Below are 13,165 nucleotides of genomic sequence, written 5' to 3' on the forward strand. Positions count from 1 at the left end.
CCAAGGCTTATCGGCCGTTTTACTCAGGACTGGAGGGGCAATACTCGCTTAACTGGCGCGAAGTCCGTCGATAAAGCGAACCAGGCGCGTGCCCAGTTCAGCCGCGAGCGGCAACTGCGGGTCGTTGTAAGACTCCAATTGTTGCTTCACGTCGTTGGGCACGATCCGCATCACGTGGTTCATGCCCTCGATCACCGTCAGTTCGGCATCGGGTTTGGCCTTCTGCAGTTGTTGCGCATCGGCCACGCCGACTTGCAGGTCGTTGGTGCCCTGGACGATCAGCGCCGGCATGGTCAGCTTGGCAAATGCCGCCGAAGGGTCGGCGCGAAACAGGCTGATCAGGTAAGGCTGCACGCTGGGACGGAAAATGCCCTCGAGCGGCGCGGGCACATCGGCGTCCACCTGGCCGGCCTTGAGGTGGTCGAGAATCTGGTTGCTGCGCAGTAACAGGGCGGGTGGCATGTGGTCGGCCAGTTGCTGGCGGATCACCTGGTCTACGGGGCGCGCGCTGCCCGACAGGGAAATCACCCCGGCCGGGTTCAACTGCGGGGCGGCGAGGGCGGCCACCAGTGCGCCTTCGCTGTGGCCCAACACGATCAGCGGGCCCATGCGCGGGTCGGCCTTGAGCAATTTGCCCCAGGCCACGGCGTCGGACACGTAGGCGTCCAGGGTCAGGTTGCGTTCATCGGGGGTGGCGGCAAGGCTCGCGGCCACGCCGCGCTTGTCGTAGCGCACGCTGGCGATGTTGTGCCTGGCCAGTACCCAGGCCAGGCGCTTGAGGCTGTCGTTGCGAGCGCCGTCGGCGCTGTTGCCGTTGCGGTCGGTAGGCCCGGAGCCGGGAATGATCAGCACCACCGGCACCGGCTTGTCGGATTTGGGCAACAGCAACGAGCCAAACAGCTCGCCGCTGCCGGTGTCCAGGCTGATGGGCCGTTGCAGCACGACAGGCGAGGCGGCGAAGCCAAGGCTGGAAAACAGGGTAAGGGTCAAAAGCAGAACTCGCAGCATCATCGCGCCATCATCGGGGAGGTGCCGGTTGGACCAACGTCTACCGGTAAGGTTTCGATGATGATCTAGTCGGTTAGCCTGCGTATACTGGCCGCCTTAAGTTATTACGGTTGACTTGATTCAACTGATTTCACGGAGCGCCCTGCATGTCCGGCAATACCTACGGCAAGCTGTTCACTGTTACCACCGCGGGCGAAAGCCATGGCCCGGCGTTGGTCGCCATTGTCGACGGCTGCCCACCGGGCCTCGAGTTGTCCCTGGAAGACCTGCAGCGTGACCTCGACCGCCGCAAGCCCGGCACCAGCCGCCACACCACGCAGCGCCAGGAAGCCGACGAAGTCGAAATCCTTTCCGGCGTGTTCGAAGGCCGCACCACCGGCTGCGCCATCGGCCTGCTGATTCGCAATACCGACCAGAAGTCCAAGGACTACTCGGCGATCAAGGACCTGTTCCGCCCGGCCCACGCCGACTACACCTACCACCACAAATACGGCGAGCGCGACTATCGCGGCGGCGGCCGCAGTTCGGCGCGGGAAACCGCGATGCGCGTGGCGGCTGGCGCAATCGCGAAAAAATTCCTGGCGACCCAGGGCATCGTGATCCGTGGCTACATGAGCCAGCTGGGCCCGATCGAAATCCCGTTCAAGACCTGGGACAGCGTCGAAGACAACGCCTTCTTCTGCCCCGACCCGGACAAGGTGCCGGAACTGGAAGCCTACATGGACCAGTTGCGCCGCGACCAGGACTCCGTTGGCGCCAAGATCACCGTGGTTGCCGAAGGCGTAATGCCGGGCCTTGGCGAGCCGATCTTCGACCGCCTCGATGCCGAGCTGGCCCACGCGCTGATGAGCATCAATGCGGTCAAGGGTGTGGAAATCGGCGCCGGTTTCGCCTGTGTTGCCCAGCGCGGCACCGAGCACCGTGACGAGATGACCCCGGAAGGTTTCCTCAGCAACAACGCCGGCGGCATTCTCGGTGGTATCTCCTCCGGCCAGCCGATTGTTGCGCACCTGGCACTCAAGCCGACGTCCAGCATCACCACGCCGGGCCGTTCGATTGACGTGCACGGCAACCCGGTGGACGTGATCACCAAGGGCCGTCACGACCCGTGCGTGGGCATCCGTGCCACGCCGATTGCCGAGGCAATGATGGCCATCGTGTTGATGGACCACCTGCTGCGCCATCGCGGGCAGAACGCCGATGTAAAGGTCAGTACGCCGGTGTTGCGCCAGCTATGACGGTATGTGGTGAGCGAGCTTGCTCGCGCTGGGCTGCGAAGCGGCCCCAAGACCTGCAACCCTGCATTAACTGGAGAAATGCGTTGCTGCTATTGGGGGCGCTTCGCGACCCGGCGCGAGCAAGCTCGCTCGCCACAAGCCACTTATGGTGACGGAAGCCCTCCCGTACTGGCGACTCTCCAGCTTCTACCTGTTCTATTTCGCCCTGCTGGGGGCGACGGCGCCATTCCTGGCGCTGTACTTCGACCACCTGGGGTTCTCCAGCGCGCGCATTGGCGAGCTGGTGGCCATCCCCATGCTGATGCGCTGCGTGGCGCCCAACCTGTGGGGCTGGCTGGGGGATTACACCGGCCGGCGCCTGGCCATCGTGCGCTTTGGCGCAGTGTGCACCCTGGCGAGTTTCTCGCTGATTTTCGTCAGCAAGACCTACGCCTGGCTGGCGCTGGTCATGGCCCTGCATGCGTTCTTCTGGCACGCGGTGCTGCCGCAGTTTGAAGTCATCACCCTCGCGCATCTGCAGGGCCAGACCTCGCGCTACAGCCAGGTGCGGCTATGGGGTTCCATCGGTTTTATCCTTACCGTGGTGATCATGGGCCGGCTGTTCGAATGGCTGAACCTGGACATCTACCCGGTGGTAGTCGTGGTGATCATGGCCGGCATCATCGGCGCCAGCCTGTGGGTGCCGAATGCGCAGCCGCTGACCCAGGGCAACCGCCTGGCCGGTGACGGCTTCTTGCGACAACTGCGCAGCCCCGGGGTGCTGGCGTTTTATGCCTGTGTGGCGCTGATGCAAATGAGCCACGGCCCTTACTACACCTTCCTCACCTTGCACCTTGAACACCTGGGTTACAGCCGTGGTGTAATCGGCATGCTATGGGCTCTGGGCGTAGTGGCGGAAGTCTTGATGTTCCTGGGCATGAGCCGGATTCTCACGCGTTTTTCGGTACGCCGGGTGCTGATGGCGAGTTTCCTGCTGGCGGCGCTGCGCTGGTTGTTGCTGGGTTCGTTCGCTGAATTCTTCTGGGTGCTGTTGTTGGCGCAGGTGATGCACGCCGCGACCTTTGGCAGTTTTCACGCGGCGGCGATCCAGTTCGTGCAACGCAGCTTCGGTGCTCGCCAGCAAGGCCAGGGCCAGGCACTGTATGCCGCACTGGCCGGTACCGGCGGCGCGCTGGGCGCACTTTATTCAGGCTACAGCTGGAACCTGCTGGGGCCGACCCTGACCTTCAGTATCGCCAGCCTCGCGGCCCTGGCCGCCGCCATAATCATAGGCATTCGATTGCAAGAGGAGCGGCCATGAGCCGCTTCCGTGAAAGAGGAAGAGTTTGATGAGCTATCTCGCGGTTTACCATGTGTCCACTCCCGATACCCCGAACAAGGTCCTGACTCACCAGGACGATATCGCCTCGACCCTGGCCGAGCTGGGCGTGGGCTTCGACCGTTGGCAAGCCGCTAACCGGCTTGAAGCGGGTGCCAGCGATGTGCAGATCATCGCTGCCTATCAGGCGCCCATCGACAAGCTGATGACCGAGCGCGGTTACACCAACGTCGACGTGATCAGCGTCGGCAACGATCACCCACAGAAAGCCGAATTGCGCGCCGAGCGGCTCGATGAACACCGTATGGCTCATGACCACGTACGTTTTTTCGTCGCGGGCCGTGGGCTGTTCACCTTGCACATCGATGACTATGTGTACGGCGTGTTCTGCGAAAAAAACGACCTGATCTCAGTGCCCGCTGGTATTGCACACTGGTTTGATATGGGGGAGAACCCGCACTTTGTGGCGATCCGCTTGTTCAACAGCCCGCAAGGGTTGGCGGTTAACTTGACTGGTGACGCGATTGCCGAGGGGTTCCCCCGGCTGGAAGACTAAGCTCGCCCGACCAGGCCTTCTGAATATAAGGCTTTTTTAAAGGTCAACTCAGACGTATTGGAAATCGTTGTAGGAAGAAGCTTTTAAGTGTGTGGGCAATAGCTGTTTATCGTTGCCCTTACTTAATGTTTCCACTCTTTGTGTAACTCTCCCGGGTCTCAATATTTATTCGCCTGTCAATAGGAGTAATCCGACTTCAGGCGTTACAAGACCTACGGAAGAGAGAGGCCTGCATGAGCGGTCCAGAGCTACTGGAACAACCGGCCACGAAAACTGATCACGTACCCGCTGGCCGAAGCAATTCGCGTGCGAGGCTGGCCGGTAAGCCGCTGACCCCAAAGGAGCGGGAGATTCTGCGCTGGGCAGTCGAAGGCAAGACGGTCTGGGAGATCAGCAAAATCCGCTCGATCTCAGAGGCGACGGTTAAGTTTCACCTGCGTAACATCTATGGGAAGTTACAGGTAACTAACCGGGTCCAGGCCGCGAACGAGGCGGTAAAACAGGGTTTGTGCGAATAAAAAAGGCCGTGGTGCACAACGGCACCACGACCTGTTCGGGTCCTGCATCACATTCAAGCCGAATGGTAAGTCGGCAGGGCAAAGCGGTTCTGGCTTTGCAGCATCGAAATTTGCGGCAGGTCGCTGGCTTGTTCAGCCAGGTCGCGGCGAATCGCGCTAATCACCCAAGTAAGTTGGTCGGCGGTGTGCAGTTGCTGATAAGAGATCGAACGCTTGATCTGCTTGCCTTCGCTGTTGCGCAAGGTCAGCAGGATGCCGCCATCAGGACGGGCCTGAGTGGTGACGTCGAAATGGGAGAACACAGAAGAAAATTTGTCTTGGATCAGGCTCATGTCTATCAGCTCCGTTAGCTCATGTTTTGCAGCGTGGAGTGATGGTTGCAGTGATTGTGCCAGTACTGGTGCTGTTAAAAAAACCTTATAAATCAACAGCTTGAAAATTTACGAGATTTTCAGTTTCGTGCAATTTGCATGAATGGCCATCGTGCATCCTGCATTTTGCGGGGTTTTGCCACGTGTTTCGCCGCTGGCAGGCGAGGCAGGTCTTCCATACTGACCGCGTAACGGGCCGGGAAATTCCGTTTCCCTGCAGGATACAAAACTTTTCAAATCCTGCGTGTACAGCCGCAGAATGGCTGGCGTATTTTCCTGCAAGGCATTCAGCGTCGGTCTTACGGCGCAAAGGGTGCTTGAGGATCATACGAACAATAAGAAAAAGGACGTTCCCGCCATGAATCACCCGTCAAGTGACATGATCACCTGGAGCATGATGCTGCGTAAGGTGCCCACCATTGTCCGTGCCCTGCCTCGACTGGTGCGCGGGATGCGCGCCGCCAACGTCACTGACCCCGCCCAGCCTTGCGGGCTTGCCTGGACGTTCGAACAAGCCGCCTTGCGCAACCCGGATGGCGCCGCGCTGCTGTACGGCGACACCGTGTTCAGTTACCGCCAGGCCAACCAGCAAGCAAACCGCATGGCCCATTACCTGCAGCAGCAGGGCATCCGCAAGGGCGACGTGGTGGCGTTGTTTATCGAAAACCGCCCCGAGTTGCTGCTCTGCGTGCTGGCCGTGGCCAAGCTGGGGGGCATTTGCGCGATGCTCAATACCTCGCAAACCCAGGCTGCGCTGATACACAGCCTCAACCTGGTAACGCCGGTGGCCATTGTGGTGGGCGCCGAGTTGGTGGCCGCCCACGAGGCCGTTCGCCTTCAAGTGGCGATCGACGCGAATAAAACCTGGTTTATTGCCGACCAGCCGCATGCCGACGTGCCGCCGGGCTACGTGGACCTGATGGCCGCCAGTGCCGATTGCCCGATGGAAAACCCCGCCAGCAGCCGGCAGATCTACTTCAACGACCCCTGCTTCTATATCTACACCTCCGGCACCACCGGCTTGCCCAAGGCCGGGATTTTCAAGCACGGACGCTGGATGAGAACCTCCGCCAGCTTCGGCACCATCGCCCTGGATATGGGCCCCGAGGATGTCGTCTATTGCACCTTGCCGCTGTACCACGCCACCGGCCTGTGCGTGTGCTGGGGGGCGGCGATTGTCGGCGCATCGGGGTTTGCCATTCGCCGCAAGTTCAGTGCCAGCCAATTCTGGGACGATGTGCGCCGCTTCAATGCCACCACCCTGGGGTATGTCGGCGAGCTGTGCCGCTACCTGGTCGACCAGCCGGCGCACGGGCAGGACCGGAATAACCGGGTGACCAAGATGATCGGCAATGGCCTGCGCCCCGGTGTCTGGGCCGAGTTCAAGCAGCGCTTTGGTGTGGACCACATCTGTGAGCTGTACGCCGCCAGTGACGGCAATATTGGCTTCACCAACGTGTTGAATTTCGACAACACCATCGGTTTTTCCCTGATGCACTGGGCGCTGGTGGACTACAGCCACGACAGCTGTGAGCCGATTCGCGGCACCGACGGCTTTATGCGCGAAGTGTCAAAGGGTGGCCAAGGGCTGCTCTTGGCAAGGATCGATGCCAAGGCACCATTCGACGGCTACACCGACCCCGAGAAGAACCGCAAGGTGGTGTACAGCGATGTGTTCGAGAAGGGTGACCGCTACTTCAATACCGGCGACCTGTTGCGCAACATCGGGTTTGGCCATGCCCAATTCGTTGACCGGCTGGGGGATACCTACCGCTGGAAAGGTGAAAACGTTTCCACCACTGAAGTCGAAAACATCCTATTGCAGCACCCACAGATCTGCGAAGTGGTGGCCTACGGCGTCGAGATCGAAAACACCAATGGCCGCGCCGGTATGGCAGCTATCACGCCAGCTGAATCCCTGGCCGCTTTGGATATGCGTGAGTTGTTGCGGTTTGCCCATGGGCAGTTGCCCGCGTATGCAGTGCCGTTGTTCCTGCGGATCAAGGTGAAGATGGAAACCACGGGCACCTTCAAATACCAGAAGGTGAAACTCAAGGAGGAAGCGTTCGACCCGATCAAGGCCGGGGATGATCCGATCTTTGCATGGCTGCCGGGATCTGACAGCTACGTGCCCGTCACCGGGCAACTGCTGGAGCAAATCCAGGCGGGCAAGTTTCGTTATTGATTCTGCCTATCGCAGCTTTTGGGAAAAAAGGCATGACAGTGGGGAACTCCGTCGCGAGACTGGGCACCTTAAGAAGCACCAGACAAGGAGCCCCACATGTCAGACCAAGCCAAACAAATGACCGAAGACGAAGCCGCCGAATTTGCCGAGCAGGTGTTCGACGTGGCGCGCAAGGGTGATGCCGCGATGCTGGCTGCACTGCTGGCCAAGGGTTTGCCGCCAAACCTGCGTAACCACAATGGCGATACGCTGTTGATGCTGTCCGCCTACCACGGCCACGCGGACGCAGTAAAAGTGCTGCTGGAGTTCAAGGCCGACCCACAGATCGCCAATGACAAGAACCAGCTGCCGATTGCCGGCGCGGCGTTCAAGGGCAACCTTGCAGTGGTCAAGGCGTTGATCGAAGGTGGGGCGTTGGTCGAAGGCGCGTCATCGGATGGCCGCACGGCGTTGATGATGGCGGCGATGTTCAACCGCACCGAGATGGTGGACTACCTGCTCAGTCAGGGCGCCAACCCCAGGGCCACCGATGCCCAGGGCGTGACCGCGCTGGCGGCGGCGCACACCATGGGCGCAGTGGATACGGCGGCGCAGTTGCAAAAACTGGTGTAGGCTTTGCGCCCTCCAAATCAGCCCCGCCACAGGACCACCCCATGAAAACCGCACTCGTCGAACTCATCAGCAAAATCAGCTCCGGCTGCATGAGCGAACCCGAGATCGCCAAGGTGGCTGACGAAGCGGCCCAGGCCTACGCCGATCCGCAAGCGTTCCTGGCCGCCAACCCCGACATCAACTACGACGACACTTTCCCGATTCCGTTGGGCGAGTGGATCGTCGTCGGCAGCCTGCCCGAAACGGTGCTGTTCCAGGCTGATACCTACCAGGACCTGTTCGCCCAGATCGTTGCCTCGTTCGGCCCCGGCGTGGCGTTCAACCTCAAGCCCAAGCAGTTGGCCAAGACCGAAGCCCTGACCGCGCTGAACCGCATCCAGATCCAGATGAGCGCGCTCAACCCGGAAAATGGTGGCTATGTGCTGGTCAACCTCAGCCAACCGATGGACGACGAGATCCAGGCCGTGCTGGTCTACGGCAACGACGTGCCGCGGGTGCTGGCGTTGTGTGCCGAAGTCGGGATCAAGGGCGAACCGTCCCTGGAAGCCCTGCGGGTTGCGGTCCACGTCTGAAATAAAACGGAACCCCTGGCCACGGCTGACTATCCTAAGCAGGCATGCCCTCACTTAGGAGCGACACCATGGGTTCCACTTTTAATGGCTTGATCGGGTTGATCATCCTTGCGTTGGATATCTGGGCGATCATCAACGTGTTCAAAAGCGGCGCGGGTACCGGCGCCAAGGTGCTGTGGATCCTGTTGATCCTGCTGCTGCCGGTGTTGGGCTTGATCATCTGGGCGATCGCCGGGCCGCGCGGCAACGTGCGCATCTGAAGATCTGCGACGTAGCAGCTGTCGAGCCCGAGCGAGGCTGCGTCTGCGGTGTGTCAGGCACACCGCGAACGCAGCCTCGCTCAGGCTCGACAGCTGCTACGGTTACTAGATCAACCAGCTGCCTTCCAGCTCCAGCAACTTCACCTTGTTCTCGATCCCGCCGCCAAACCCCACCAGTGTTCCATCGCTGCCCACCACACGGTGACAGGGAATGATGATGGAAATCGGGTTGGCGCCATTGGCCGTGCCCACCGCGCGAATTGCCTTGGGATTTTCCAGGTGTTGTGCCTGTTCAGCGTAAGTCCAGGTACGCCCATAGGGAATCTGCAACAACGCCTGCCACACTTGCTGCTGGAAGGCCGTGCCCACCGGCGCCAGCGTTAGATCAAACACTTCGCGCTTGCGTGCAAAATACTCATCCAGTTGCCATCTTGCTGCATCCAACTCGTTAGTTGCCAGCGCCCAATCTGCCTGCACCGGGCATTGATGCACGTCCATATATAACAGGCGCAGACCTTGTTCATCGGCCGCGAGCAACAGCGGCCCGAGGGGGCTTGGATGGTAGCAATAAAACATCATGGGCAATCCAAAAAGGCAGATGGCCAAGATACGGCCCCAAGTTGCTCACTACAATCTCGGCTGTTTTTTGTGTGTCGAGATATTCGCTGCACAAAATTTTCACATTCCATCCAAGACAATTCGCCGGCTATTTTTCCTGCCGGATGCTCTAAGACGAGTCTCAAACACTGGCCGGATTGAGTAATCAATGGCGTTGCCGGCGTTGATCGGGCACCATTTGCGCCATCGCGTTAACGGCCTACCCCATCTTACTGGGCGAGGGCAGTACGCCGCCGTATTCATTCGCAACTTAAACTTCCAATGGGTCCTAAAACGACATGGCAAACCCGGACGCCCTGAATCAGCAGCGAGCTTCTAATCGCTTGCTGCAACCGACCGTCAAATCCCATCTGGCGTACACGCTGCTTTGTGCCTTGATCATGATGGTGATGTTCTCCCTGCTGCGCCTGGCGCTGCTGGTTTACAACCGTGAGATGATCCTCGACACACCCGCCTCGACTTTCCTGGAAGCGTTCGCCAACGGCCTGCGCCTGGATATTCGCCTGGTGATGTATGTGCTGGTTCCGCTGCTGCTGGCCTTGTTCAGCGTACGGGCCATGGCGGCGCGCGGGTTCTTCCGCTTGTGGCTGACTGTCGCGTCGAGCATCGCCCTGTTCCTGGGCCTGATGGAGATGGACTTCTACCGCGAGTTCCACCAGCGCCTCAACGGCCTGGTCTTCCAGTATGTGAAGGAAGACCCGAAAACCGTGATGAGCATGCTCTGGTACGGGTTCCCGGTCGTGCGTTACCTGCTGGCCTGGGCCGTGGGCACGCTGATCCTGAGCATCGCGTTTAAAGGTGCCGACCGTGCGACGCGCCCACGTGGCCCCTTCAGCGGCGGCAGCATCGGCACCCGCCAGGTGGCGCCGTGGTACACACGCATCGCGGTGTTCGTGGTCTGCGTACTGATCGCCGTGGTCGCCATCCGTGGCACCCTGCGCCAGGGCCCGCCGCTGCGCTGGGGTGACGTGTACACCACCGACTCGAACTTCGCCAACCAGTTGGGCCTCAACGGTACCTTGTCGCTGATCTCGGCGGCGAAATCGCGCTTCTCCGAAGAGCGTTCGAACATCTGGAAAGCCACCCTGGAACAACCACTGGCCACCCAGACCGTGCGCGACATGCTGGTACTGCCGACCGAGAAACTGGTCGACGCCGACACCGCGGCCGTGCGCCGTGACTTCACGCCGCCGGCCGAGAAGACCCTGCCGATCAAGAACGTCGTGGTTATCCTGATGGAAAGCTTCGCCGGTCACTCGGTGGGCGCCCTGGGCCGGCCGGGCAACATCACGCCGTACTTCGACAAACTGTCCAAGGAAGGCCTGCTGTTCGACCGCTTCTTCTCCAACGGTACCCATACCCACCAAGGTATGTTCGCCACCATGGCCTGCTTCCCGAACCTTCCAGGCTTCGAATACCTGATGCAGACCCCGGAAGGCAGCCACAAGCTGTCGGGCCTGCCGCAGCTGCTCAGTGCGCGCAAGTTTGACGACGTGTACGTCTACAACGGCGACTTCGCCTGGGACAACCAGTCGGGCTTCTTCAGCAACCAGGGCATGACCAACTTCATCGGGCGCAATGACTTCGTCAACCCGGTGTTCTCCGACCCGACGTGGGGCGTGTCCGACCAGGACATGTTCACCCGTGGCCTGGAAGAGCTGAAGGCGCGCGAAGGCGGCAAGCCGTTCTATGCGCTGCTGCAAACCCTGTCCAACCACACACCGTACGCGTTGCCGACGCCATTGCCGGTCGAGAAAGTCACCGACCGTGGCAGCCTCAACGAGCATTTGACGGCCATGCGCTACTCCGACTGGGCCCTGGGCCAATTCTTTGAAAAGGCCCGCAAGGAGCCGTACTTCAAGGAAACCCTGTTCGTGATCGTGGGCGACCACGGCTTCGGCAACGAGCAGCAGATTACCGAGATGGACCTGGGCCGCTTCAACGTGCCAATGCTGATGATTGCACCGGGCATGCAGGAGAAGTTTGGCGAGCGTGACCACACCGTGGGCACTCAGATCGACATCGTGCCGACCATCATGGGCCGCCTCGGTGGTGACACCCTGCACCAATGCTGGGGCCGTGACCTGCTCAACCTGCCGGAAGGCGACAAGGGCTTTGGCGTGATCAAACCGTCGGGCAGCGACCAGACCGTCGCCTTGCTTACTGGTGACCGCGTACTGGTATTGCCGAAGGAAATGCCACCGAAGCTGTGGGAATACGAACTGGGCGCCAACCCCACCGGGAAAGTGATTCCAGAGTCGCCGGACGAGGCTGCGCTCAAGCAAAAGCTTGAATCGTTCCTACAGACCGCTACCAAGAGCCTGCTGGATAACACCGCAGGTGTCGTGGACGGCAAGCCGGACTAAACACCGCGCATAAAAAAAGAGGCCTTTTAGGCCTCTTTTTTTTGCGCTGTTAAATGCGTTATATCTTGCCGAGCAACAACAGAATCAACAGCACTACCAACACAGTACCGAGAATACCCGATGGCCCGTAACCCCAGTTACGTGAGTGAGGGAACACTGGCAAACCGCCGACCAGCAGGAGGATCAGAATAATGATAAGAATGAGGCTCATGTTTTGTTTTCCTTATTGTCTTCTGAAAAGACCTGTTATTTAACGGGTAGGCCCGACAGTTAGTACGGACGCCTTAATAACTCCGACCGGTTCGTTGGGCAGAAAATTCCGTGTTTTTTTAAAGCTTTTTGCTAACCTGCTTATTTCCTTTAACTGCGTTGCAAATACCCCTCCTTAGTTTAAATAAATTGAACTTGGCGGGTTTCCCGCTATCCGACCCGGGCCTCGGTTTGCCTGGGGCATTCAGCAGTCTGATGGTGCGTGGGTGCGGGAAAAACCTTCGCTACACTGCGGCTCACTTCTTCCGTGAACCACAAGGCTACTTTCCTATGCAAAATCGCATGATGATCACCGGCGCCGGTTCCGGCCTGGGTCGCGAAATCGCTCTGCGCTGGGCCCGTGAGGGTTGGCAGCTGGCCTTGTCGGATGTCAGCGAAGCGGGCCTGCAAGAAACCCTGAAGTTGGTGCGCCAGGCCGGCGGTGACGGCTTCACCCAGCGTTGCGACGTGCGCGACTACAGCCAGCTCACCGCCTTCGCACAGGCCTGTGAAGAAAAGCTCGGCGGCATCGACGTGATCGTCAACAACGCCGGCGTGGCGTCGGGCGGCTTCTTCAGCGAGTTGTCCCTGGAAGACTGGGACTGGCAGATCGCAATCAACCTGATGGGCGTGGTCAAGGGCTGCAAGGCGTTCCTGCCGCTGCTGGAAAAGAGCAAGGGCCGCATCATCAATATTGCCTCCATGGCCGCCCTGATGCAGGGCCCGGCCATGAGCAACTACAACGTGGCCAAGGCCGGCGTGGTGGCGCTCTCGGAAAGCCTGCTGGTGGAACTCAAGCAACAGGAAGTGGGTGTGCACGTGGTGTGCCCGTCGTTCTTCCAGACCAACCTGCTGGATTCGTTTCGCGGGCCGACGCCAGCGATGAAGGCCCAGGTGGGCAAGCTGCTGGAAAGCTCGCCGATCACTGCCGCAGAAATTGCCGACTACATCTACCAGCAGGTGGCGCAAGGGCAATTCATGATCCTGCCCCACGAGCAGGGGCGCATGGCCTGGGCGTTGAAGCAGAAGAACCCGCAGTTGCTGTATGACGAAATGACGGTGATGGCAGACAAGATGCGGGCCAAGGCCCAGTCGCTCAAAGCCTGAACATGTCCACTTTCCCTGTGGTGAGAGGCTTGGTCCCTCACCACAGGGGCCGCGACGCTATATACATTGCGTTTAAGCCTTGGGTGCAGTTCGCGACTAATCGTCCGCTGTCTGTAAGGTGATTTACCAGTCTGTGTAAGACATGCCTGTTTAGCCTGGGGGTCATTGATGGTGGTAGGCGGGGAGT

General features: G+C 59.9%; 14 protein-coding genes. 10 read left to right on the forward strand and 4 right to left on the reverse strand.

Translation table 11 applies throughout. The features are described 5' to 3' along the window. Nucleotides 1-48: 48 nt before the first annotated feature. Nucleotides 49-1,011, reverse strand: a complete 963-nt coding sequence (locus RGV33_RS10100) for an alpha/beta hydrolase (RefSeq protein ID WP_322144141.1) — start codon at nucleotides 1,009-1,011, stop codon at nucleotides 49-51. Between the two features lie 143 nt (nucleotides 1,012-1,154). On the opposite strand from RGV33_RS10100, the gene aroC reads away from it, so the two are divergent. The 4 genes from aroC to RGV33_RS10120 all read left to right on the forward strand — a co-directional run bounded on the left by aroC (nucleotide 1,155) and on the right by RGV33_RS10120 (nucleotide 4,638). Further along, the gene (gene aroC / locus RGV33_RS10105) at nucleotides 1,155-2,246 is read left to right on the forward strand and encodes a chorismate synthase (protein ID WP_322144142.1); all 1,092 of its coding nucleotides are present in this window, start codon (nucleotides 1,155-1,157) and stop codon (nucleotides 2,244-2,246) included. Nucleotides 2,247-2,394: 148 nt separating this feature from the next. Beyond that, nucleotides 2,395-3,546, forward strand: coding sequence for an MFS transporter (locus RGV33_RS10110; RefSeq protein ID WP_322148648.1), 1,152 nt, complete (start codon nucleotides 2,395-2,397; stop codon nucleotides 3,544-3,546). Between the two features lie 28 nt (nucleotides 3,547-3,574). After that, complete coding sequence (locus RGV33_RS10115) at nucleotides 3,575-4,120, forward strand: acireductone dioxygenase (protein ID WP_322144143.1); 546 nt, start codon at nucleotides 3,575-3,577, stop codon at nucleotides 4,118-4,120. Between the two features lie 233 nt (nucleotides 4,121-4,353). After that, nucleotides 4,354-4,638 (forward strand): helix-turn-helix transcriptional regulator, encoded by a 285-nt coding sequence (locus RGV33_RS10120; protein WP_322144144.1) that lies wholly within the window; start codon nucleotides 4,354-4,356, stop codon nucleotides 4,636-4,638. Nucleotides 4,639-4,691: 53 nt separating this feature from the next. On the opposite strand, the gene RGV33_RS10125 is transcribed toward RGV33_RS10120, so the two are convergent. Beyond that, nucleotides 4,692-4,970, reverse strand: a complete 279-nt coding sequence (locus RGV33_RS10125; RefSeq protein ID WP_322144145.1) for a DUF3509 domain-containing protein — start codon at nucleotides 4,968-4,970, stop codon at nucleotides 4,692-4,694. A 397-nt stretch (nucleotides 4,971-5,367) separates the two neighbouring features. Here RGV33_RS10125 and RGV33_RS10130 point away from each other — a divergent pair, with 397 nt between their 5' ends. The 4 genes from RGV33_RS10130 (at nucleotide 5,368) to RGV33_RS10145 (ending at nucleotide 8,638) form a co-directional block, all read left to right on the forward strand. Then, entirely contained in the window at nucleotides 5,368-7,194 is a 1,827-nt protein-coding gene (locus RGV33_RS10130) for a long-chain-acyl-CoA synthetase (RefSeq protein ID WP_322144146.1), read from the forward strand. A gap of 96 nt (nucleotides 7,195-7,290) precedes the next feature. Continuing rightward, nucleotides 7,291-7,806, forward strand: a complete 516-nt coding sequence (locus RGV33_RS10135) for an ankyrin repeat domain-containing protein (RefSeq protein WP_322144147.1) — start codon at nucleotides 7,291-7,293, stop codon at nucleotides 7,804-7,806. Between the two features lie 41 nt (nucleotides 7,807-7,847). Further along, on the forward strand, nucleotides 7,848-8,378 hold the full coding sequence (locus RGV33_RS10140) for a hypothetical protein (protein WP_322144148.1): 531 nt from the start codon (nucleotides 7,848-7,850) through the stop codon (nucleotides 8,376-8,378). A gap of 68 nt (nucleotides 8,379-8,446) precedes the next feature. Continuing rightward, nucleotides 8,447-8,638 (forward strand): PLDc N-terminal domain-containing protein, encoded by a 192-nt coding sequence (locus RGV33_RS10145; protein ID WP_010176042.1) that lies wholly within the window; start codon nucleotides 8,447-8,449, stop codon nucleotides 8,636-8,638. Between the two features lie 105 nt (nucleotides 8,639-8,743). Here the strand turns inward: RGV33_RS10145 and RGV33_RS10150 are convergent, their stop codons facing one another. Then, entirely contained in the window at nucleotides 8,744-9,214 is a 471-nt protein-coding gene (locus RGV33_RS10150; RefSeq protein WP_322144149.1) for a methylated-DNA--[protein]-cysteine S-methyltransferase, read from the reverse strand. 320 nt (nucleotides 9,215-9,534) lie between these two features. On the opposite strand from RGV33_RS10150, the gene RGV33_RS10155 reads away from it, so the two are divergent. Further along, a complete protein-coding gene (locus tag RGV33_RS10155) occupies nucleotides 9,535-11,622 on the forward strand; it encodes an LTA synthase family protein (RefSeq protein WP_322144150.1) in 2,088 nt (695 codons plus the stop codon). A gap of 58 nt (nucleotides 11,623-11,680) precedes the next feature. Here RGV33_RS10155 and RGV33_RS10160 read toward each other — a convergent pair whose 3' ends face one another. Continuing rightward, nucleotides 11,681-11,833 carry a DUF3309 family protein gene (locus tag RGV33_RS10160; protein WP_003216767.1) on the reverse strand — a complete coding sequence of 51 codons (153 nt, stop codon included), beginning with the start codon at nucleotides 11,831-11,833 and terminating at the stop codon, nucleotides 11,681-11,683. Nucleotides 11,834-12,162: 329 nt separating this feature from the next. On the opposite strand from RGV33_RS10160, the gene RGV33_RS10165 reads away from it, so the two are divergent. Beyond that, a complete protein-coding gene (locus RGV33_RS10165) occupies nucleotides 12,163-12,978 on the forward strand; it encodes an SDR family oxidoreductase (protein ID WP_322144151.1) in 816 nt (271 codons plus the stop codon). Nucleotides 12,979-13,165: the final 187 nt, after the last annotated feature.

The organism is Pseudomonas sp. Bout1 (genome assembly GCF_034314165.1).
Classification (GTDB): domain Bacteria; phylum Pseudomonadota; class Gammaproteobacteria; order Pseudomonadales; family Pseudomonadaceae; genus Aquipseudomonas.